This window comes from Klebsiella sp. CN_Kp088 (genome assembly GCF_040064335.1).
Lineage (GTDB): Bacteria > Pseudomonadota > Gammaproteobacteria > Enterobacterales > Enterobacteriaceae > Klebsiella > Klebsiella aerogenes.
Map to the genome: position 1 here is coordinate 135,367 of NZ_JBEAIQ010000016.1, position 21,189 is coordinate 156,555.

The following is a 21,189-nucleotide window of genomic DNA, read 5'->3' on the forward strand; positions in this document are numbered from 1 at the left end:
GATACAATCCCCGCCCCGGTTTTCTTGAAGGTCTTCTTATGCATTGCGCACTTTACGACGCGGGCCGCTGCCGTTCTTGTCAGTGGCTGGAATTGCCATTGACGCAACAGCTCGCCGATAAAATGGCTAACCTGCGCGAACTGCTGGCGGGTCATCCAGCGGCGACATGGCTTGCTCCGGTTTCAGGTCCGGAGACGGCGTTTCGCAACAAAGCGAAAATGGTCGTAAGCGGTAGCGTAGAGCGCCCGCTGCTAGGCATGCTGCATCGTGATGGCACGCCGGAAGATCTCACCGATTGTCCGCTTTATCCGCCGAGTTTTGAACCGGTTTTCGCCGCGCTGAAGCCGTTTATCGCCCGCGCCGGACTCACCCCCTATAACGTTGCCCGCAAGCGCGGCGAACTGAAGTATTTGCTGCTGACAGAAAGCCAGCACGGCGGCATGATGTTGCGTTTCGTTCTGCGCTCTGCGGCAAAGCTTGAACAGTTGCGCGCCGCGCTGCCGTGGTTACAGCAGCAGTTGCCGCAGCTTAAGGTGATTACCGCCAATATTCAGCCCGTGCATATGGCTATCATGGAAGGGGAGCAGGAGATTTTCCTCAGCGATCAACAGGCGCTGGCGGAGAACTTTAACGGCGTACCGCTGTGGATCCGCCCGCAAAGCTTTTTCCAGACCAACCCGACGGTGGCGAGCCAGCTCTATGCTACCGCCCGCGACTGGGTACGCGCGCTGCCGGTCAACCACATGTGGGATCTGTTTTGCGGCGTCGGCGGTTTCGGCCTGCACTGCGCAACCCCGCAGATGCGCCTTACCGGTATCGAAATCGCCCCGGAAGCCATCGCCTGCGCGAAGCAATCCGCGGCCCAATTGGGATTAACCAATCTTCATTTTCAGGCGCTGGATTCCACGCAATTCGCGACGCATGAAGACGATATTCCACAGCTTGTGCTGGTCAACCCGCCGCGGCGCGGCATCGGCGCCGAACTGTGCGATTATCTAAGCCGCATGGCGCCGCCGTATATCATTTATTCGAGCTGTAACGCCCGGACGATGGCCGCAGATATTGATCGTCTGCAGGGCTATCGCCTTGAGCGAGTGCAGTTGTTCGATATGTTTCCACATACCGCGCATTATGAAGTGCTGACGCTGCTGGTTCGTGAAGTTTAAACAAAATGTGAACTCTTTAAGCGGCTGAAATCGGGTAAGCTTTATGAAACGAGCGTGAAATTCGTGGAGCGAATCTGATGAGTAAAAAAATCCTGCTGGTGGAAGATGATGATGATATTGCGGCTTTGTTGCGCCTGAATCTGCAGGATGAAGGGTACCAAATCGTGCACGAGGCGGACGGCGCGCAGGCGCTGCGCCAGCTGGATAACGGCGTCTGGGATGCGGTGATTCTTGACCTGATGTTGCCCAACGTCGACGGGCTGGAGATTTGCCGTCGCATCCGTCAGCAAACGCGCTATCTACCGGTGATTATTATTAGCGCCCGTTCGAGCGAAACCCAGCGCGTGCAGGGGCTGGAAATGGGGGCCGATGATTATCTGGCGAAACCTTTTTCTCTGCTGGAGCTGATTGCCCGGGTGAAGGCGGTTTTCCGCCGTCAGGAAGCGATGGGACAAAATCTCTTGATGGATGCCGGACGTATCGCCTGCCACGGCCTGAATATCGACCCGCTGTCCCGGGAGGTCAGGCTGCGCGGTGAACTGGTAGACCTCACGCCGCGCGAATTCGATCTGCTCTATTACTTTGCCCGCCATCCCGGTGAAGTTTTTTCGCGTCTGGCGCTGCTGGATAGCGTCTGGGGCTATCAGCATGAAGGCTACGAACATACGGTCAACACGCATATTAATCGTCTGCGTACGAAAATAGAGCGCGACCCGGCAGAGCCGGACATTATTCTTACCGTCTGGGGGAAGGGGTATAAATTTGCGCCCTATAGCGCCGGGGCGCAGTCATGATCCGCCGACTCAGCCTCAGCCAGCGGTTATCGTTGGTGTTTATCGCCTTGCTGCTGCTGTGTGCGCTGTCCGTTTGTCTACTCCAGCTCTATAGCAGCGCGCAGTATGGTAACGTCATGGTGCAACGGCTTTCAGCCGGTCTGGCGCAGCAGATCGCCGCCCGCGAGCCGCTGCTCAACGCGCGCGGCGAGGTCGATCGCGCGGCGTTGAAACCACTATTCGACCGTCTGATGGTGTTTAACCCAAGCGTCGAGCTGTACCTCGTTTCGCCGGATGGCGAGCTGCTGGCGGATGCCGCGCCGCCGGGGCACATTAAACGCCAGCGCATTGCCATGGCGCCGGTGCAGGCGTTTCTCTCCGGCGGCGCGTGGCCAATTTATGGTGACGATCCGCGCAGCATGGACCAGCAAAAAGTGTTTAGCGCCGCGCCGCTGCGCCTTGACGGCCAGCTACGCGGCTATCTCTACATTATCCTGCAGGGCGAAACTTTTAATGAACTGGCACAAAACGCCTGGCAGAAGACGCTGTGGAGCCTGCTGCTATGGACCCTGCTGCTGGTGGCGCTGTTTGGCCTGTTGGCCGGCGGCCTGGCGTGGTATTGGGTAACACGCCCGGTACGCCAGCTGACGGCGCAGGTGGCAGCCGGAGACAGCGACAGCATTCGAGCAATCAAAGCGCTGGCGGCGCAGGCGCCGGACCCGCATCCCGGAAATGAAGTGGCGCTGCTGCATAACCGCTTTATCGAACTGGCGCAGCAGATCGCCGGGCAATGGGATCGGCTGGCTGATAGCGATCGTCAGCGCCGGGAATTTATTGCCAATATTTCGCATGACCTGCGCACGCCGCTCACTTCGCTGCTGGGATATCTGGAGACGTTATCGCTAAAGGATGATCGCCTGACGGCGCAGGAGCGTAAGCAGTATCTGAATATCGCGCTACGCCAGGGAAATAAAGTTCGTCATCTGTCGCAGCAGCTATTTGAGCTGGCACGCCTTGAACATGGCGGTATTAAGCCGCAGCCGGAAAAGTTTATCCTTGCCGAGCTGATTCAGGACGTGGCGCAAAAATTCGATCTGGCGATTGCCACCCGCGAAATCCGTCTGCGCCTGGAATTGGCGTCAGGCTTGCCTTTGGTTGAGGCAGACCTTTCGATGATGGAGCGGGTATTAACCAATCTGCTGGATAACGCCATTCGCCATACTCCGCACGGGGGCGAAATTCGTCTCTCCTCGCGCCCGCAGGGGGCGCAGGTGGTGGTCGAGGTGGCCGATAGCGGCCCGGGCGTCGCCGGTGAGTTACGGGCCAATCTGTTTGAGCGGCCATCGGTACTGGAACCAGGGCAGCAGAGCGCCTCACGGGGCGGGCTGGGGTTGATGATTGTTCGCCGGATGCTGCAACTGCACGGGGGGGAAATTCGCCTGCTGGAAGTACCGGCAGGGGCCTGTTTCCAGTTTACCCTGCCGCTGTGAGGGAGAGCGCTGCCGATAGGCCCGGCTCAGACGGTTGCACCGTAAGCCGGGAAGCGTAGATCTTACTCCGGGAACCACTGGTTGCTAATTTTCTGGTAGGTTCCGTCAGCTTTAATCGCTTTCAGCGCTGCGTTCAGTTTTTCCAGCAGCGCTTTATTATCCGGGCGCACCGCAATGCCGAGGCCGGTACCGAAATACTGCGGATCGGTCACTTTCGGCGTCGCCGCGCCTAACTGCGGGTTGGTCTTCAGCCATTCGTTGACCACCGCGGTATCGCCGAAGACGCCGTCGATACGGCCGTTTTTCAGGTCGATAATGGCATTCTGGTAGCTATCGTAAGCGACGGTTTTGACTTCCGGGTGCTTATCCTGCAGGTATTTCTGGTGCGTGGTGCCGTTTTCCATGCCGATACGCTTACCTTTCAGGTCATCAAAAGAGTGGTACGCGTCTTTTTTGGCGATCACCAGCGCCGAGTTGGCGTAGTACGGGTCGGTAAACGCGACCTGTTTACTACGCTCAGGCGTGATGTCCATACCGGAGATCACCGCATCATACTTTTTAAATTTTAACGCCGGGATCAGGCTGTCGAAAGCGTGGTTGGTAAAAGTACAGTCAGCCTGCATTTGCTTACACAGCGCTTTGGCCAGATCGAGATCGAAACCGACAATCTGGTTATTCGCATCCATGGATTCAAATGGCGGATAGGTCGCGGAAACGCCAAAGCTGATTTTTTCCGCGGCAGCGGCGCCAAAGGCGAAAGAGCTAAGCAGTGCGGCCAGAACTAACTTTTTCATAGTGGGACTCCCGTCGGTCAATCTTATGATGTTGTGCCGGTTTACGGCTGAAGTTCACAATGCCACTAAATGAATTTATATGCAATAAAGTTGTATGTTTATTTTATTGGTTATAAAAAAAACGGGTAAGCATTAGCACTTACCCGTTTCATATATTACTGTTTATGCATTTCGTGATGTTAGTTACGGCGCTCGAAGGCCAGCGCTTTTCTTTCCACCAGACGCATCAGCAGCGTCAGCAGGCCGTTCACCACCAGATAAATGATACCGGCTGCGCCGAAGACCATCACGTCATAGGTGCGCCCGTATAGCAGCTGGCCATGACCCATCACTTCCATCAGCGTGATGGTGTAAGCCAGCGAGGTGCTTTTAAAGACCAACACCACTTCGTTAGAGTACGAGGAGAGGGCGCGTTTAAAAGCATACGGTAGCAGAATCGCCAGCGTATCCTTCTTGCTCATCCCCAGCGCGCTGCAGGACTGCCACTGGCCGTCCGGAATGGCGCGGATGGCGCCATAGAACAGCTGGGTGGTATAAGCCGCGCTGTTTAACGACAAAGCGATCAGCGCGCACAGCCAGGGCTCAGAGATCAGATGCCACAGCACCGGGTAATTCTGTAATGACGGGAACTGTCCTGGTCCATAGTAGATCAGGAAGATCTGCACCAGCAGCGGTGTCCCGGTAAACAGGGTGATATAGCCGCGGACGATCCACACCACCACCGGCGTTTTTAACGTCAGCACAATGGTAAAGATCAGCGCCAGGATCAGCGCCACGACGATCGATGCCGCCGTCAGCGTCAGGCTGGTATGCAGCCCTTTCAGCAGTTCGGGTAAGTAATCGAGCATCAACCTGGTCTCCGTTCGAAGCGCGTCGCACGCTGATCAATACGTTTGAGAATGTATTGACTCAACAGGGTGATGACGAGATAAATAGCTGCCGCAATGATGTACCAGTTAAACGGCTCCTGAGTACGGGTAGCAATACTTTTGGTTTGCAGCATCAGATCGTTGACGCTGATAAGGCTGACCAGCGCGGTATCTTTCAGCAGCACCAGCCACTGGTTGCCCAGGCCCGGCAGGGCATGGCGCCACATCTGCGGCATCACCAGGCGGAAGAATATCGCCGCCTTCGACAAACCAAGCGCTTGGCCGGACTCCCACTGCCCCTGCGGCACCGCTTTCAAGGCGCCGCGCAGGGTCTGCGAGGCATAGGCGGCATACAGCAGGGAAAGCGCAATGGCGCCGCAGAGGAACGGGCTGACGTCGAAATTCTCAATTTGCATCTGTACCGGAATCTGCACAAACCCAAGATTAAGAGTAAAACCGTCAGACAGCGTCAGCAGCAGCTGTGAGGAACCAAAGTAGATAAACAGCACCACCAGGATTTCCGGTAGGCCGCGTAAAATCGTCACGATGCCGGTCGCCAGCCATGCCACAGGGCGCCATTTCACCGACTCCAGCACGGCGAAAAGCATCGCCAGCACCAGGCCAATGACCAGCGCGCAAACGGCAAGGCCGACGGTCATCCCGGCGGCGCTTGCTAATGGAAAAAATTCGTTCATTCAGCGTTACTTCTGGAACCATTTGCTATAGATGGTCTGGTACGTCCCATCTTTCTTCACTTTTTCCAGCGCAGCGTTAAATTTCTGCTGCAGCTCGGTATTGCCCTGACGAACCGCAATGCCGAGGCCGGTACCGAAGTAGTCTTTATCCGTCACTTTATCACCCACCGGGGCCAGCTTCGGATTGCTCTTCAGCCATTCGGTCACTACCGCCGTGTCACCGAAGACGCCGTCAATGCGGCCGTTTTGCAGATCCAGTTTGGCATTCTGGTAGCTGTCATAAGGAACGGTGGTGATTTCCGGATGCTTATCAGTGATGAATTTCTGGTGAGTAGTACCGTTCTGCACGCCAACTTTTTTGCCTTTCAGTTGGTCAATGCCGGTGAACTTACCCTGCTGGCCGACAAACAGCGCCGAGTTTTCATAATACGGGGTGCTGAACAGCACCTGTTTTTCACGCTCAGGGGTGATATCCATACCGGCCATGACGGCGTCGAAGCGGCGGAATTTCAGCCCTGGGATCAGGCTATCGAAAGCCTGGTTAGTAAAGGTGCAGGTCGCGTCCATCTCTTTACACAGCGCGTTAGCCAGATCGACGTCAAAGCCGACGATTTTGTTGTTGGCGTCTACCAGCTCAAACGGAGGGTAGGAGGCCTCGGTGGCGAAACGGATAGTCTGGGCTGCGGTAGCGGAAAGGCTCATGCCCGCGAGCAGAGCGGCAATCAGTACTTTTTTCATCGTTATTTCCCCGAAAACATCAATGTGAAAGATAGTTTTTAAAGGCGTCGGTTTGCGGATGCGCGAAGCAGTTAGCATCCCCTTGCTCAACGATATGCCCGTTTTCCATATACACCACGCGGCTGGCGGTTTTACGCGCCACTTCCACTTCGTGGGTAACGATAACCTGAGTGATTCCGGTTTCCGCCAGTTCGCGAATGATGCTGACGATCTGGGCGGTGATTTCCGGATCCAACGCGGCGGTGGGTTCATCAAACAGCAGCACCTGTGGCTCCATCATCAGCGCGCGGGCAATCGCTACGCGCTGCTGTTGACCGCCTGACAGATGCAGCGGATAGCGGTCGCTGTAAGGTTTAAGGCGTAAACGCTCAAGTAGTTTTTCGGCGCGCGCCAGCGCCTGATCTTTGGTTAAGCCCAGCACGCGGCACGGGGCTTCGATCAGGTTTTGCACCACGGTCAGGTGTGGCCACAGGTTGTACTGCTGGAAGACCATCCCGACATTCTGGCGCAGCTCGCGAATAGCTTTGTCAGACGGCGCTTTGGTGAAGTCGAATTGATTACCGGCGATGTTTAAGGTACCGGAACGCGGCATCTCCAGCAGGTTGAGTACGCGAAGCAGCGAGCTTTTACCGGCGCCGCTTGGGCCGAGGAGCACCAGCGTTTCCCCCTGCGGGCAATCCAGCGTGATGTCGAACAGCGCCTGGTGCGCGCCGTAGAAGCAATTAATGCCGTTTAGTTTAATACTCATCTGGGCAGTCTGATACAAATAGCTATTGAGGCCGCAAATAGTACCTTTGACAGAATAGTTATGCAATATTTATGCGTTAAAAGTTAAATGTAAACCACATTTATCACTAAAGTTAGCACAAAATATGGGTTCGTGTGGTAGGGGGGAACAAATGTCGGCATTACCACACGGAATACCGACATTTTACCGGGGTTATCGTTTCAGCGAGGTGGCTTTAACGCCGAAATTAGCGTTTCTCAAGACTCTGACGCAGCGAGCCGGCCGGAGCGTGGCTGTTTATGCCGAGGTAGCGGACATCGTCAACCGCCCAGCACTGGCCTTCCTGAATCATCAGCACTTCATCTTTCCAGCTCTGGGTTCCCTGTTTTAATTCAACGCGCAGCGGAATATTGCGCGCATCGCGGTTCGGGATGGTTGAGGCGCTGGCGACGTCGGCGCTATCCGCCGGGGTGGAACTGCTGGAGAATGGATTTGATTGCAGTAGCCCGTTACGCGATGGGTCCTGACGAGCGTCGTTCAGCAGTTTAGCCAAATCGTCGCTCAGATACGGGCGCAGCGCGGTGAGATCGTTATTACGATGCTGGATTTGATAATCATAGAACTGCTGCGCTACCTCGTCCGGGCCGCCCTCGATGCAGGAACCGCTGCGGGTGCCGTTGTCTTTATAAGCCGGGGTCACGGTGGTACAGGCGCTCAGCGCCAGTGCGCAAGGCAAAACAAGTGCAAGAATGTTGTAGCGCATGATGATTTCCTTATGAACTCACTACGTTGTTAGATTCTGCTAAAGCATAGCGTAAGCGCGACAATTGTACTTGACGCAAAGAGCTAAGACCTTGATGTGACAACGACCATCGGCTGTCCGCGCCTCTTGCGCGGGCAGCCGGCGTATCAGAATTGATAACTATAGTTGACACTGGCGAACCACAGGTAAGGGTGATCGTAGCTGCCGGAGACGATTTCCGGTGATTTTACGTGGGAAGATTGCATGTGCAGATAAGAGACCGCGACGCCGATATTGCTGGCGGGGGTTATCTGGTATTGCGCGCCGGTGGCGAAGCGCCACTCATCGCCGGTTGGCAGCGAGAGCGCGGTGTCGCTTTGCGAATCATAGACCGTACTGTCGAAACCGACGCCGGCGTTCAAACGCCACTGCTCGGTCGGCCGGTACTGCACGCCGACGGCGGTATGCCAGGAGTCTTTCAGGCGGTTATTTTTACTACTTTCGTGACCGGCAACGGTGATTTGCGGGCTGCCGAACTGGCTCCAGTCCTGCCAGCCGAGATCGCCCATCACCGACCACTGTTTATTAATATCGTGGACCATGCTGAGCATGATCTGCTGCGGCGCGCGGACCTGGGCGGAGATAGGCAAATCATACGAAACGTTCGGTAAATTGGGGAAACGCGCTTTGCCTTTAACGTTAAAGTCATAATCCGTTTTACTGTTCCAGGTAATGCCGGCGCGGGTCTGGTCGGTTAACTGCATCAGCAGACCCAGACGGTAGCTCATCGCCCAGTCATGGTCTTTATCTTTCTCGTCATTACCGTCGACGTTACGCGTCAGCGATAAATAACCATAGTTCAGGTTAGCGGATGCGCCGACAGAGAGACGATCGTTAAGTTTCCACGCCAGCGACGGGCTCAGCGTCATCGCCACCATGGTGCTTTTCTTGATAAGACGATCGCCGGCCCAGTTGCCAAAATCGATGCCTAAACCGTAGTTGCCGTACAAGCCAATCCCGGCATATAAATCATCGTTAATTTTCTGTGCGTAAAAGCCGCTGGCGTTAGGAAACAGATTCATCACGTTACCAGGGCTCTTACCGCCGTGTTCGTTATTCATCTGATACGGGATATCGCCGCCCATGACCTGCGCGCCGCCGGTAAACATATGGTCAGGAAGCCGGGTCATGCCGGCTGGGTTGGTGACGATGGTGGAGGCGTCCTGCGCGCGGGCGGCCTGACCTGCGCCTGCCAGGCCGACGTCTTCGGTGCCGATTTCATAAAAATAGAGTGCGCTGGCATGGGTGAAGCCTGAGCAGAGCAACCCAGAAATAAGGAATGCGATTTTTTTCATTTGCCACCTGCGGTAATTTAAGACGCGAGCATGTTCTTATGCCCAAAAGTATAGAGGACATATCTTTTTTAGCGTCAAATTTTTACTGATAGTCCAGGGGATATATTGCGAGTCCGATAACGGAGTGGTTTAGCTATTTTTAAACGCTATGCGAATTACCATCCTGATGATGGCGCATATTTGATATGACTATTAACGAGGGGTAAATGGGAAAAGAGTATAAAAATAAACGTTCGCAGAGTAATAAGTCAGAAACATTATCACCATGCGATGATAATGTTTCTATATCGGCAATGACTAATTATTTCTTCTTATAGATATTCGCGGATACGTGCAGTTTCTTATCGGTGTTACCGGAAGAGAGCACCACAACGTCAGCGCCTTTTTCATCGGCTTTTTTGATCAGTTCTTCGCGCGCATCGCTTGGCGCAGTTTGTCCGGTAGAGGAGATGGTGCCAATTTTTTGGTATTGACCCTCTACCTTAGCGAAATCTTCTTTGCTCAGAATTTCTGCAGAAAACGCGTTCGCGGTTAAAAACAATGCTGCACCTGCCACTAAAGCTGCATATTTCATATTATTAATCTCCATTGTTTATCTTGCTATCATCATGCTCTTGTTTTAACTAACCAATGAGCGCCATCAGATTGAATCAAGCCCGTCTTTTTTTCAAGCGAAATGCTGCATTTTTATGACCTAAAATTAACGATTTTTTAAAGAAAAGATGACAGGGTTCTCATTGATAACGCTTGCTTTTTTTTGCGTAATAGACTTTGTCTGAGTCTAAGACCATTTTCATCTGACGTTAGCTGAAAATGACGTTAAGCGGCGAGAGGCTGAAGCGGCCAGCAACAGACATTCCGGGGTTGATGGTTTATCATAAAGAGAAAGACACAGCGGGCAGCTCAACTGCTTGTCCAGTCGCTAAAAAAGGAGTAGCTATGCCGACCGAACAACGGCTGGATCCGCGCCAGGATCGAGCAATGCTGTGGGCCAATCGCGAAAATGTGCAAAAACACGCGCTGTCGCGCAGCATGCCGTGGTTAGCGTTCGTCAATATCGCCTTTGCCTTGATGGTCATCTTCCGCAACGTTCTGTTTACCGAGTTTGATCATCAGAGCTTGACTCACCATGATATTATTCCTTATCTGGAGATGGCGCTTGGGGCCATTATCGTTTTCTCGCTGGCGCTTTGCATGATGGTTATCTCCGGGCGGATATTAAGCGGTATTTATGCCACAAAAGTGATCTCCGCAATCTTGTTGATCCTCAGTTTATGCTGGTCGGTGAGTAGTTACTGCTTCATCATTTTCTGGTCGCTGCCGTTCGCGTGGCCGCTGCTGGTTATTTTAATGACCACCGGTCTTGCCGCGCTCTATTATTTCCCGGTGGGCCTTGTGGCTTACCTTATTCCTTTATGGGGTACTTCATTACTCGCTGGCGTGCAAATACATCATGGCGTCGATTTACGTTTTCTGATCCTTTGGGGAATATGTACCGCCATTATGGTGTACGGTCGTCAGATACTGCAGCGCTGGTATGACGAGGCCTGGAACACCCATCAGGAGAATATACAGTTGATTAACCGGCTGGAAAACATGGCTAATCAGGATGCCTTGACGGCGACCGCCAACCGCCGGGCGCTGGACAATTTTTTAGCGCAAGCCTGGGAACGTAAAGAGCCGCTGGCGCTGATCATCCTCGATGTCGACTTTTTTAAACGTTATAACGATCACTACGGTCACCAGGCGGGAGATTACTGCCTCTCCTGCATCGCCTCCGTGCTGAAAATGTCGGTACGCGCGCAGGAGGATATGGTGGCGCGCTATGGCGGCGAGGAGTTTGTGATTGTCCTGCCGCTGCAATCATTAGATAGCGCCACGGCGGTGGCGCAGCGGATCCAACAGAAGATTCGCGAAGCGGCGCTGCCGCATGCCAAATCCGATGCCGGGCCGCTAGTGACGGTCAGTATGGGTATTGTCGCCTCGGACGGGCGCGTCCCGGCGTCAGAGTTAATCGCGCAGGCGGATGCTGCGCTGTATAAAGCCAAGCAAGAAGGACGTAATCGATGGTCTTATTAGCAAAGCGCATTATCCAGCTTGCGCTTGCCGCTTTGCTGCTGACAGGCTGTGTGCAGGAGCAGGGTATTGTCGACAAACAGGGTTATCAGTTGGATACCCGTCATCCGGCGCAGGCCTCCTATCCGCGTATTAAAGTCCTGGTCATTCACTATACCGCCGATAACTTTGATGTCTCGCTGGCGACCCTGACCGATAAAGAGGTTAGTTCGCACTATTTAATTCCCGAGCAGCCGCCTCAGCACCACGGTAAACCGCGTATCTGGCAATTGGTGCCGGAGGAAGATTTAGCCTGGCACGCCGGTATCAGCTTCTGGCGCGGCAGCACGCGTATCAACGATACCTCTATCGGTATTGAGCTGGAAAATCGCGGCTGGCAAAAAAACGGCGATATAAAAAGTTTTACCCCATTTAATCCGGCGCAAATTGACGCGCTTATCCCGCTGGCGAAAGATATCATCGCCCGCTATCACATTCAGCCGCAAAACGTCGTGGCTCATGCCGATATCGCGCCGCAGCGCAAGGACGACCCTGGCCCGCTGTTCCCGTGGCGGGCGCTGGCGCAGCAGGGAATTGGCGCCTGGCCTGATGATTCACGCGTCACCTTTTATTTGCAAGGGCGTCCAGGCTGGCAGCCGGTTGATAGCGGAGAATTGTTAGACCTGCTGTCGCGCTACGGCTATCAGGTCACCCCGGAGATGACCCCGACGCAGCAAAAACGGGTGATTATGGCCTTCCAGATGCACTTCAGGCCGGCACGCTGGGACGGCGTGGCCGATGCGCAAACGCAGGCGATCGCCGAGGCGTTGCTGGAAAAATATGGACAAGGATGAGTATTTGGCAGCAAACCGGGTGACTTGCTGCCGTAAGCGTCGGTTTTAATCGTGTAGTTTACCGTGGTCTTTTAACCACGCGGCGGTGCGGGTAACCCCTTCATCGAGGGTAACGATCGGCTGATAGCCAAGTTCCTGCTGAGCGCGGCTGATATCGAGGGTAAAGTCGAAATTGAGCTTCGAAACGCCATAATGGGTGAAAGCCGGTTCTTTTGCCGATTTATTGCCGAAATGCTCCATGCTGCGGGCAATAATATCCAACATCGGATAGGGCACCGAGCGGATTCGGCACTTGATGCCCAGCTCGTCGATGAGCTTCTGCACGATACTGCGCAGCGTCCGCGGCTCGCCGTTGCTGATATTCCACGCCCGCGCGGAAGGTAAGTGGTCGCACTGCGGCTGACTGGCCAACCACATCGCATGCACCGCGTTTTCGTAGTAAGTCATGTCCACTAGCGCGTTACCGCCGCGCGGCAAGAGCACGCTGCCGTAGTGGCGCATCATCTGCACCATTCGCGGAATAAAGACCTTATCATGCGGCCCAAACAGGCTTTGCGGGCGCAAAATCGTAAAGCGGGTATGCGGGTTCGCCTGCGCCAGCAGGTTGATAACCTCTTCGCTGGCCGCCTTGCTGCGGGCGAATTCATTGGCGAAGCGGTGTGGGCGGAAATCTTCCTGAATATCGCGATGGTGGTGATAATCGAAATAGAGCGAAGGCGATGAAATATGGACGAAATTGCGTACGCCCCAGGCAACGGACCATTCGCCAAGGCGGCGCGTTGCGCGAACGTTAGCTAAATCGAAGGCTTGCTGGGTACCCCACGGCGAGGTAAAGCTGGAACAGTGCCATAGCGTATCAATACCGGCGAGCATCACTTTAGCCTGCGAAGAGACCAGTTCGGTGAGATCGGCAGGAATAAACTCCGCGCCCATTTTGCTCAGAAGCTTACCCATTGCTTCGTTGCGCCCGGTCGCTCGCACGCTGATGCCCTTGTTGCGCAGATATTCCACCGCATTACGGCCTAATCCGCTGGTCGCACCGGTAACCAGTACCTTCATATCAATCTACTGTCCCAGAAAAGAATTTCGTGCGCATTTTTCCGTGATTCTCCCGAGTATGCAATGAGAATCATGAAAGAATAACGCTTAATCTTCGTTTTTGCCTGTGATTTGCTCGGCCTGGCGGGCGATGCGTCGCGCCATGCCGCGAAAAATAAACAGATGCGCCGGGATCATCAGTAGCCAGTAGAACAGGCCGGGCATGCCGTGCGGATGCCACCAGGCGCGAACGTCCAGTTCACGATGGTCGCCTTTATCGCTAATGGTAAAGCTTAAACGACCAAGACCGGGGGCTTTCATGCCAAACAATAGGGTTAGCTGTTGTTCTTCTTCCACAATAATCACTTTCCAACTGTCGACAGTATCGCCAGTTTGCAGATAATCATGCTGCGGCCGCCCTTTTGCTAAACGATGGCCGACCAGCAGATCCATGGCGCCGCGGATTTTCCACAGAATGTTGCCGAAGAAATAACCCTCTTTACCGCCGATTTGGTTCACCACTCGCCATAGCGCCTTACGGCTTGCCTGGGTGCTAACGGTGCAGCCAGCCTGCTTTGGGTAGTAGCCATACTCCGGCCGCCAGCGGGCGAAAGCCTGAGCGTCGTAGCCCCAATCGCTGGAGTTCACCAGCTGTTCTTCTTCTTTCAAAGTACGACGCACCGCCTGATCGAAGGGAATCAAGGTTTGCGGGATCAGCGCGCGAAGCGAACGATCGTCGGCGATCAGATCGTGCTTGAGACCCTGAATCAGCGCTTTAGCGATGGTGGGGGGCACCGAGGTGATAACGTTCAGGAACCACACCGAAATCCAGCGGGTCGGAAAGGGGATAGGGATCAACAGGCGATGCTTGCCGCTGACCGCCATAAAATGGGTGAACTGCTGCTGATAGCTGAGAATATCCGGGCCGGCGGCCTCGAAGACGCGGTGCTCGCGAGCCGGATGGTTAAGTAACTCCACCAGATAGTAGAGCAGATTTTCCAGCGCGATGGGGGTTGTGCGTGAGCGTACCCAGCGCGGCGGCGTCAGCACCGGCAGGTTGTAAACCATGTCGCGCATCACTTCAAAAGCGGCGGATCCGGCGCCGACGATGATACCGGCCCGTAACTCGGTAACGGGGATCCCTGACTCGCGTAGGACATCGGCCGTCACCTGGCGGGCGCGCAGATGGTCGGACTGCTCCTGCGCCGGAGCCTGCAGCGAGCTGAGAAATATCACCTGGCGCACCGGCGTCTGACGCAAGGCATCGCGCACGTTAATGGCGACCCGACGTTCATGGGCGATGAAATCGCCGCCTTCGCCCATGCCATGCACCAGATAGTAAAGGGTATCGACCCCGCGAAGCAGTGCCTGGAGATCCTGCGGCTGATTGAGGTCGATAGCGTGGCAGGTGACGCCGGGAAGATCGAGCTTCTGCAGCCTGTCGATATGGCGTGCCGCGGCCAACACCGGATAACCTCGTGCGCTTAATTCGCGCACCAGATGCTGGCCAATATAGCCGCTGGCGCCAAGCACCAGAATAGATTGCGACACGCCTGACTCCTTAGCGTTGTAAAAAGGCTTGCCAGTGACCGACCACTTCCGTCAACTGCTGGCGATTAACATCGAGATGCATGACCAGACGCACGACTGGCGAGGCGTTGATCAACACGCCGCGAGCCTGCATGAATTCGCCGAGCGCCCGAGCCTGCTCCTCGCCGACGCGTACGAACAGCATGTTGGTATCGTGACGCATCACATCAGCGCCGACGGCGCGTAGCTGTTCCGCCATCCACGCGGCGTTGTCGTGATCCTCCTGCAGACGGGCTACGTTATTCTGCAGCGCGTACAGACCGGCAGCGGCCAGAATGCCTGCCTGACGCATCCCGCCGCCGACCATTTTACGCCAGCGAATGGCGCGGCGGATGTACGCTTCGCTACCCAGCAGCAGAGAACCGACCGGCGTACCGAGCCCTTTTGACAGGCAAATGGTGAACGAATCACAGTACTGCGCGATATCGCGCAGCTCGCAGCCGTACGCTACAACGGCGTTGAAGATACGCGCGCCATCGACATGTAGCGCCAGATTGCGCTGGCGGGTGAACGTCCAGGCCTCTTGCAGATAGCCGCGCGGCAACACCTTACCGTTGTGCGTATTCTCCAGGCTTAACAGGCGGGTGGGGGCGAAATGGATATCGTCGGGCTTAATTTTGGCCGCGACTTTATCCAGCGGCAGCGAACCGTCCGCCGCGGCATCGATCGGCTGCGGCTGAATACTGCCCAACACCGCTGCGCCGCCGGCTTCATACAGATAGTTATGCGCGCCCTGGCCGACGATGTACTCTTCGCCGCGCTGGCAGTGGCTAAGCAGGCCAACGAGGTTGGCCTGGGTGCCGGTAGGCAGAAACAGCGCCGCCTCTTTGCCTGCAAGCTCAGCGGCATAGCGCTGGAGTTCATTGACGGTCGGGTCGTCGCCATACACATCGTCCCCGACCGGGGCGGCCATCATGGCCTCCATCATGGCGCGCCCGGGGCGAGTTACGGTATCACTGCGAAGATCTATCACGGCATATCCTTGTTCTGATTCAGGGTGATAGCATTGTTTTACCTGAGCCAGTTGGTTTTCGCCAGTTCGATCACTTCATCGCCGCGTCCGCTGATAATCGCCCGCAGCATATACAAGCTAAATCCTTTGGCCTGCTCCAGCTTAATTTGCGGCGGGATCGCCAGCTCTTCCTTCGCTACCACCACATCGACTAATACCGGACCGTCGGTGCTAAAGGCGGTCTGCAGCGCCTCATCAACCTCAGAGGCTTTCTCGACGCGTATCCCTTTGATCCCGCAGGCTTCGGCAATGCGGGCGAAATTAGTGTCGTGCAGCTCGGTACCGTCGGTCAGATAGCCGCCGGCTTTCATCTCCATCGCTACAAAGCCGAGAATGCTGTTATTAAAAATAACGATTTTCACCGGCAGCTTCATCTGTGCCAGCGATAAAAAATCCCCCATCAGCATGCTGAAACCGCCATCGCCGCACATGGCGATGACCTGGCGATTCGGCGCGGTCGCTTTGGCGCCAATAGCCTGCGGCATGGCGTTGGCCATCGAGCCGTGGTTAAACGAACCCAACAGGCGGCGCTTGCCGTTCATCTGCAGATAGCGCGCCGCCCAGACGGTGGGGGTACCGACGTCGCAGGTAAAGATCGCGTCGTCGTCGGCAAAGCGGCTAATCTGCTGCGCCAGATACTGGGGATGGAGCGCTTTTTCGCTGGGTTTGGCGAGATCGTCAAGCCCTTTACGCGCTTCGCGATAATCCTCCAGCGCTTTATCGAGGAAGCGACGATCGGTTTTCTCTTCCAGCAGCGGCAGCAGGGCTTTCAGTGTCGATTTGATATCGCCCACCAGCGCCATGTCGACCTTACTATGCGCGCCGATGCTACCGGAGTTGATGTCGATCTGAATAATTTTGGCGTCGGTAGGGTAGAACGCGCGATAAGGGAACTGGGTGCCGAGCAGGATCAGCGTGTCGGCGTTCATCATGGTATGGAAACCGGAAGAGAAGCCGATAAGCCCGGTCATGCCAACATCGTAAGGATTGTCGTATTCGACGTGCTCTTTCCCGCGCAGGGCATGGACGACAGGGGCCTTAATTTTTGCCGCAAACTCCACCAGCTCCTGGTGCGCGCCGGCGCAGCCGCTGCCGCACATCAGGGCAATATTACTCGAGTAGCGGATCAGTTGCGCCAGCTTGTGCAGCTCTTCATCCGCCGGAGTGACCGTGGGCTGCGGAGCGTGATACCAGTGGCTGCTGGCGCTTTCCGGGGCCGGTTTCAGCGCCACGTCGCCGGGCAGGACCACCACAGACACGCCGCGGTTAATCACCGCCTTACGCATGGCGATAGCCAGAACTTGCGGAATTTGCTCCGGTGTGGAGACCAGCTCGCAGTAGTGGCTACATTCGCGGAACAGCTCCTGCGGATGCGTTTCCTGGAAATAACCGCTGCCGATTTCGCTCGACGGAATATGGGCGGCGATAGCCAGCACCGGTACGTGGTTACGATGGCAATCAAACAAACCGTTAATCAGATGAAGGTTGCCCGGTCCGCAGGAACCGGCGCACACCGCCAGCTCGCCGGTGAGTTGGGCTTCGGCACCGGCGGCAAAGGCGGCAACCTCTTCATGGCGGGTCGGCATCCATTCGATGGTCCCCATGCGGTTTAAACTGTCGCTCAAGCCGTTGAGGGAATCCCCGGTCACTCCCCAAATACGTTTCACGCCGGCCTGTTCAAGCGTTTTGGCAATATATGACGCTACGGTCTGTTTCATGGTTTTCCATCTCCTTTTTGTGATAACGCTATCAAGCTTAGATGAAACTACAGGTTACGTTGCCAATTGCCCCTTATTTTTCACTGGTTTTGTTGGTGGAATATTGTGCATACTCTGGGATCACACAGGGTGTAAAACAGGAAGCACATCAAATGGTTAAGGGATTGTTAAACGTAGTAAATAAAACGCTGTCGCATGAAGATGCCGGTAAACTCTTGTTACGACTTGCCGTTGGCGGCTTAATGTTGTTTCACGGTCTGCATAAGCTCATCGACGGCGTGGATGGCATTAGCGGGATGCAGGTCGCGAAAGGGCTACCGGGGTTCATTGCCTACGGCGTGCTGGTGGGGGAAGTCGTCGCGCCTTGTTTACTTATTCTTGGCGTCTTGACGCGCCCGGCGGCGCTGGTGCTGGCATTTACCATGGCGGTGGCCTGGCTGATGGTTGGGACAGGTAAAACGTTCGCGCTGGATGCGGTCGGCGCATGGGCGATTGAAAGCCTGGTCTATTTCTTTATCGGCGCACTGGCGATTGCGCTATTAGGGGCTGGGCGTTATTCGTTGGCCGGTCAGTCGGCCTGGCGGTAAAAAAGTGCCGGATAAGGCATTAATGCCTTATCCGGCCTACGGTCCGTGCGGCCTGCCTTTAATTTATTCACCACGCTGGCTGACACTACTGGTGCTGGTGATCTCAAAATCCCCCGGTGGCGCTACCGCTTACCGGGGCTACAGCGCTTTGCGATTTGGTAGCCCGGAGAAGGCGCAACGCGCCGCGTCCGGGAAAACCCTTAAAAAAGTTGCAAACCGATAACAGTATCTACGGCCCTGTAGCCCCGGTAAGCGGTAGCGCCCCCTGGGGTTTTGACCTCAGGCGAGAACCAGATCGCTCTGTGGGTGGCAGGAGCAGGCTAGCACGTAGCCGTCGGCGATTTCGGCATCGGTCAGCGTCATGGTGCTGGTAACGCTATATTCCCCGGCAACCACTTTGGTTTTGCAGCAGCCGCAGACGCCAGCGCGGCAGGCGACGGTCACCGGTACCTTATTGCTCTCCAGCGCTTCCAGCAACGTGGTGCCGACCGGCGCGTAGAACGTTTTCGCCGGCTGCAGCTTGGTGAATTTCAATCCGTCGGTAGCGGCTTCCGCCACCGGGGTAAAGAACTTCTCTTTAAAGAAACGCGTCACGCCAAGCGCCGTCACTTCCTGTTCGACCATCTCCATATAAGGCGCCGGGCCGCAGGTCATTACGGTACGGTTGGCTAAATCCGGCACGCTTTGCAATAGTTCGCGGGTGAGACGACCGGCGACGAAGCCCGGGGTCGCGTCGTGTTCCGCCACCAGCGTGACCGGGTATTGACGCCACTCTTCGGCGAAAATGACATCCTGCGGCGAACGTACGTTAAAGATAACCTGCACATCCGCCTGCGGACGATACTTCGCTAACCAGCGGCGCATCGACATAATCGGCGTCACGCCGCAGCCGGCGGCCAGCATCAGAAAACGATCGGTTGTTTTATCTTCACAGGTAAACTCGCCCATCGCATCCGACAGCCAGATATAGTCGCCGCGTTTCACATCGCGGGTTAACCACTGTGAGCCTGCGCCATCATCAATACGACGAACGGTCAGCGTAATGTATTCACTGACCCCCGGCGTTGAGGAGAGGGTGTAGGCACGCAGCGTATCCGCCGAATGGCGCACGCTGACCAGCGCGTACTGCCCGGCGCGATAGGGATAGTAGTCGTGGCACAGCAACGAAATGGTCCACACATCAGGCGTTTCCTGCTGAATATGATGAACCTGCATCCGCCACGGGCACTGATCGGTTGGCATTGTCATGCGGTGACTCCTTATGCGCTCAGCAACTGCTGCATATCTTGTTCTACGGTGGTGACGGAACGCAGACCAAATTTCTCGTTGAGGATAGCCAGCAGGTCCGGGGTGAAGAAGCCTGGCGCGGTCGGACCGGTGACTATGTTTTTCACCCCCAGCGACAGCAGCGTCAGCAGGATGACGATGGCTTTTTGTTCGAACCAGGAGAGCACCAACGACAGCGGCAGATCGTTTACGCCGCAGCCCAGTTTTTCCGCCAGCGTTACCGCGAGAATAATCGCCGAGTAGGCATCGTTACACTGACCGGCATCGACCAGACGCGGCAGGCCTTCGATATCGCCGAAATCCAGTTTGTTGAAGCGGTATTTACCGCACGCGAGGGTCAAAATCAGGCAGTCGTCTGGTACGCTGGTAGCGAAATCGGTGAAGTAGTTACGTTCGCCGCGCGCGCCGTCGCAGCCGCCGACGAGGAAGATGTGACGCAGTTTTTCACGGCTAACCAGATCAATCAGCGTATCCGCCGCGCCGAGCAGCGTCTGGCGACCGAAGCCGACGGTGATCAGATGCGGGATTTCGCTGTACGGGAAGCCGGCCATTTGCTGCGCCTGGGTGATAACCGGGGAGAAATCTTCGCCTTCCAGATGATTGACGCCCGGCCAGCCGACGATGCTGCGGGTCCAGATGCGGTCGTCGTAGGCGCCGACGGTTGGGTCGATGATGCAGTTCGAGGTCATCACGATGGGGCCCGGGAAGCGGGCGAATTCAACCTGCTGGTTTTGCCAACCGCTGCCGTAGTTGCCAATCAGGTGTTTGAACTTACGCAGCTCCGGATAACCGTGGGCCGGCAACATTTCACCGTGGGTATAGACGTTTACGCCGGTGCCTTCAGTCTGCTCCAGCAGGTTATAGAGATCTTTCAGGTCGTGTCCGGAGATCAGGATGCACTTACCTTCGGTGGCTTTAACGTTGACCTGAGTCGGCGTTGGGTGACCATATTTCGTGGTTTCACCGGCGTCGAGGATACTCATCACTTTGAAGTTCATCTGGCCGATTTCCATCGAACACTCCAGCAGAGCGTTCATATCGGCAGGCCAGGTACCCAGCCACGCCATGATTTTATGATACTGGGCGTAAATGTCGTTGTCGTACTGACCGAGCACGTGCGCGTGTTCCATATAGGCCGCGGCGCCTTTCAGGCCGTACAGGCACAGCAGGCGCAGGCCGAGGATATTCTCGCCGATCGCGGCCTTGTCTTTATTTGGCGTATAGTCCGCCGCCTGACGCTGCAGATCGCCCAGATCATCGCTGACCAGTTGCAGATCGGCTACCGGGCTGTCGACCGAAGCGTTGGCATCAATATTCAGGCATTGCGCTTTCAGCGCCTCGCGCATGGCGATCGCCTGACGGGCGTAACCAACGATACGCGGTGAGTCGAAGTTCACGTTGGTCAGAGTAGAGAAGAACGCGCGCGGGGCGAAATTATCCACCTCATGATCGATGATGCCATATTCACGCGCTTTAACGGCCCATGCGGACAGACCCTGCAAAGAAGCAATCAACAGATCCTGCAAATCAGAGGTCTCAGCGGTTTTACCGCACATACCCTGCGCGTAAGAACAGCCATTTCCTGCCGGCGTACGGATAGTTTGTTCACATTGCACACAAAACATGATCACACCTTTTAAAGTTATATTTTAGATACATGTTTAAGATTATGCCTGTGGCTGTACGGAGAAAAGGTATT

General features: G+C 55.6%; 20 protein-coding genes. 6 read left to right on the forward strand and 14 right to left on the reverse strand.

From position 1 onward, the window contains the following. The first annotated feature begins 38 nt into the window (after positions 1-38). The 3 genes from rlmC (at position 39) to ABLV08_RS07350 (ending at position 3,429) form a co-directional block, all read left to right on the forward strand. Positions 39-1,166: a 23S rRNA (uracil(747)-C(5))-methyltransferase RlmC gene (gene rlmC, locus ABLV08_RS07340; RefSeq protein ID WP_015704856.1), complete on the forward strand. Its 1,128-nt coding sequence runs from the start codon at positions 39-41 to the stop codon at positions 1,164-1,166. A gap of 77 nt (positions 1,167-1,243) precedes the next feature. Then, on the forward strand, positions 1,244-1,960 hold the full coding sequence (locus ABLV08_RS07345) for a response regulator transcription factor (RefSeq protein ID WP_015704857.1): 717 nt from the start codon (positions 1,244-1,246) through the stop codon (positions 1,958-1,960). Further along, a complete protein-coding gene (locus ABLV08_RS07350; RefSeq protein ID WP_338319237.1) occupies positions 1,957-3,429 on the forward strand; it encodes a sensor histidine kinase in 1,473 nt (490 codons plus the stop codon). Before ABLV08_RS07345 ends, ABLV08_RS07350 begins: the two co-directional genes overlap by 4 nt. A 62-nt stretch (positions 3,430-3,491) precedes the next feature. On the opposite strand, the gene artJ is transcribed toward ABLV08_RS07350, so the two are convergent. From artJ to yahO, 8 genes are all read right to left on the reverse strand, one after another. Continuing rightward, a complete protein-coding gene (gene artJ / locus ABLV08_RS07355) occupies positions 3,492-4,223 on the reverse strand; it encodes an arginine ABC transporter substrate-binding protein ArtJ (RefSeq protein ID WP_015367519.1) in 732 nt (243 codons plus the stop codon). Between the two features lie 179 nt (positions 4,224-4,402). Continuing rightward, positions 4,403-5,071, reverse strand: a complete 669-nt coding sequence (gene artM, locus ABLV08_RS07360) for an arginine ABC transporter permease ArtM (RefSeq protein ID WP_015704859.1) — start codon at positions 5,069-5,071, stop codon at positions 4,403-4,405. Beyond that, on the reverse strand, positions 5,071-5,787 hold the full coding sequence (gene artQ, locus ABLV08_RS07365; RefSeq protein WP_015367517.1) for an arginine ABC transporter permease ArtQ: 717 nt from the start codon (positions 5,785-5,787) through the stop codon (positions 5,071-5,073). The genes artM and artQ overlap by 1 nt, the downstream gene beginning before the upstream one ends. 6 nt (positions 5,788-5,793) lie before the next feature. Further along, a complete protein-coding gene (gene artI, locus ABLV08_RS07370; protein ID WP_348855695.1) occupies positions 5,794-6,525 on the reverse strand; it encodes an arginine ABC transporter substrate-binding protein ArtI in 732 nt (243 codons plus the stop codon). Positions 6,526-6,544: 19 nt separating this feature from the next. Then, positions 6,545-7,273: an arginine ABC transporter ATP-binding protein ArtP gene (gene artP, locus ABLV08_RS07375; protein ID WP_015367515.1), complete on the reverse strand. Its 729-nt coding sequence runs from the start codon at positions 7,271-7,273 to the stop codon at positions 6,545-6,547. Positions 7,274-7,499: 226 nt separating this feature from the next. After that, positions 7,500-8,015, reverse strand: coding sequence for a lipoprotein (locus ABLV08_RS07380; RefSeq protein WP_015704860.1), 516 nt, complete (start codon positions 8,013-8,015; stop codon positions 7,500-7,502). Between the two features lie 146 nt (positions 8,016-8,161). Beyond that, positions 8,162-9,349 (reverse strand): outer membrane protein transport protein, encoded by a 1,188-nt coding sequence (locus tag ABLV08_RS07385; RefSeq protein ID WP_348855696.1) that lies wholly within the window; start codon positions 9,347-9,349, stop codon positions 8,162-8,164. Positions 9,350-9,650: 301 nt separating this feature from the next. After that, positions 9,651-9,923 (reverse strand): DUF1471 family periplasmic protein YahO, encoded by a 273-nt coding sequence (gene yahO, locus ABLV08_RS07390; protein WP_020079275.1) that lies wholly within the window; start codon positions 9,921-9,923, stop codon positions 9,651-9,653. Between the two features lie 365 nt (positions 9,924-10,288). Between yahO and ABLV08_RS07395 the strand changes: the two genes are divergently transcribed. Both ABLV08_RS07395 and ABLV08_RS07400 read left to right on the forward strand, forming a co-directional pair. Beyond that, on the forward strand, positions 10,289-11,428 hold the full coding sequence (locus ABLV08_RS07395; RefSeq protein WP_126028467.1) for a GGDEF domain-containing protein: 1,140 nt from the start codon (positions 10,289-10,291) through the stop codon (positions 11,426-11,428). Continuing rightward, entirely contained in the window at positions 11,416-12,258 is an 843-nt protein-coding gene (locus tag ABLV08_RS07400; RefSeq protein ID WP_348855697.1) for an N-acetylmuramoyl-L-alanine amidase, read from the forward strand. Before ABLV08_RS07395 ends, ABLV08_RS07400 begins: the two co-directional genes overlap by 13 nt. A 45-nt stretch (positions 12,259-12,303) precedes the next feature. Here ABLV08_RS07400 and ABLV08_RS07405 read toward each other — a convergent pair whose 3' ends face one another. From ABLV08_RS07405 to poxB, 4 genes are all read right to left on the reverse strand, one after another. Beyond that, on the reverse strand, positions 12,304-13,317 hold the full coding sequence (locus ABLV08_RS07405) for an NAD(P)-dependent oxidoreductase (RefSeq protein ID WP_015367508.1): 1,014 nt from the start codon (positions 13,315-13,317) through the stop codon (positions 12,304-12,306). An 87-nt stretch (positions 13,318-13,404) separates the two neighbouring features. After that, on the reverse strand, positions 13,405-14,847 hold the full coding sequence (locus tag ABLV08_RS07410) for a DUF2867 domain-containing protein (RefSeq protein ID WP_348855698.1): 1,443 nt from the start codon (positions 14,845-14,847) through the stop codon (positions 13,405-13,407). A 10-nt stretch (positions 14,848-14,857) separates the two neighbouring features. Beyond that, positions 14,858-15,859 (reverse strand): low-specificity L-threonine aldolase, encoded by a 1,002-nt coding sequence (gene ltaE, locus ABLV08_RS07415; RefSeq protein WP_015704864.1) that lies wholly within the window; start codon positions 15,857-15,859, stop codon positions 14,858-14,860. Between the two features lie 38 nt (positions 15,860-15,897). Next, a complete protein-coding gene (poxB, locus tag ABLV08_RS07420) occupies positions 15,898-17,616 on the reverse strand; it encodes a ubiquinone-dependent pyruvate dehydrogenase (RefSeq protein ID WP_049052138.1) in 1,719 nt (572 codons plus the stop codon). A 152-nt stretch (positions 17,617-17,768) separates the two neighbouring features. Between poxB and ABLV08_RS07425 the strand changes: the two genes are divergently transcribed. Further along, entirely contained in the window at positions 17,769-18,203 is a 435-nt protein-coding gene (locus ABLV08_RS07425; protein ID WP_348855699.1) for a DoxX family protein, read from the forward strand. 279 nt (positions 18,204-18,482) lie between these two features. Here ABLV08_RS07425 and hcr read toward each other — a convergent pair whose 3' ends face one another. Together hcr and hcp are read right to left on the reverse strand one after the other, a co-directional pair. Continuing rightward, positions 18,483-19,451, reverse strand: coding sequence for an NADH oxidoreductase (gene hcr / locus ABLV08_RS07430; RefSeq protein ID WP_048230734.1), 969 nt, complete (start codon positions 19,449-19,451; stop codon positions 18,483-18,485). Between the two features lie 11 nt (positions 19,452-19,462). After that, positions 19,463-21,115, reverse strand: coding sequence for a hydroxylamine reductase (gene hcp, locus ABLV08_RS07435; RefSeq protein WP_015704869.1), 1,653 nt, complete (start codon positions 21,113-21,115; stop codon positions 19,463-19,465). Positions 21,116-21,189: the final 74 nt, after the last annotated feature.

Coding starts and splice junctions, on each gene's coding strand:
- rlmC (WP_015704856.1), top strand. CDS start 39: ATGCATTGCGCACTTTACGACGCGGGCCGCTGCCGTTCTTGTCAGTGG.
- ABLV08_RS07345 (WP_015704857.1), top strand. CDS start 1,244: ATGAGTAAAAAAATCCTGCTGGTGGAAGATGATGATGATATTGCGGCT.
- ABLV08_RS07350 (WP_338319237.1), top strand. CDS start 1,957: ATGATCCGCCGACTCAGCCTCAGCCAGCGGTTATCGTTGGTGTTTATC.
- artJ (WP_015367519.1), bottom strand. CDS start 4,223: ATGAAAAAGTTAGTTCTGGCCGCACTGCTTAGCTCTTTCGCCTTTGGC.
- artM (WP_015704859.1), bottom strand. CDS start 5,071: ATGCTCGATTACTTACCCGAACTGCTGAAAGGGCTGCATACCAGCCTG.
- artQ (WP_015367517.1), bottom strand. CDS start 5,787: ATGAACGAATTTTTTCCATTAGCAAGCGCCGCCGGGATGACCGTCGGC.
- artI (WP_348855695.1), bottom strand. CDS start 6,525: ATGAAAAAAGTACTGATTGCCGCTCTGCTCGCGGGCATGAGCCTTTCC.
- artP (WP_015367515.1), bottom strand. CDS start 7,273: ATGAGTATTAAACTAAACGGCATTAATTGCTTCTACGGCGCGCACCAG.
- ABLV08_RS07380 (WP_015704860.1), bottom strand. CDS start 8,015: ATGCGCTACAACATTCTTGCACTTGTTTTGCCTTGCGCACTGGCGCTG.
- ABLV08_RS07385 (WP_348855696.1), bottom strand. CDS start 9,349: ATGAAAAAAATCGCATTCCTTATTTCTGGGTTGCTCTGCTCAGGCTTC.
- yahO (WP_020079275.1), bottom strand. CDS start 9,923: ATGAAATATGCAGCTTTAGTGGCAGGTGCAGCATTGTTTTTAACCGCG.
- ABLV08_RS07395 (WP_126028467.1), top strand. CDS start 10,289: ATGCCGACCGAACAACGGCTGGATCCGCGCCAGGATCGAGCAATGCTG.
- ABLV08_RS07400 (WP_348855697.1), top strand. CDS start 11,416: ATGGTCTTATTAGCAAAGCGCATTATCCAGCTTGCGCTTGCCGCTTTG.
- ABLV08_RS07405 (WP_015367508.1), bottom strand. CDS start 13,317: ATGAAGGTACTGGTTACCGGTGCGACCAGCGGATTAGGCCGTAATGCG.
- poxB (WP_049052138.1), bottom strand. CDS start 17,616: ATGAAACAGACCGTAGCGTCATATATTGCCAAAACGCTTGAACAGGCC.
- ABLV08_RS07425 (WP_348855699.1), top strand. CDS start 17,769: ATGGTTAAGGGATTGTTAAACGTAGTAAATAAAACGCTGTCGCATGAA.
- hcr (WP_048230734.1), bottom strand. CDS start 19,451: ATGACAATGCCAACCGATCAGTGCCCGTGGCGGATGCAGGTTCATCAT.
- hcp (WP_015704869.1), bottom strand. CDS start 21,115: ATGTTTTGTGTGCAATGTGAACAAACTATCCGTACGCCGGCAGGAAAT.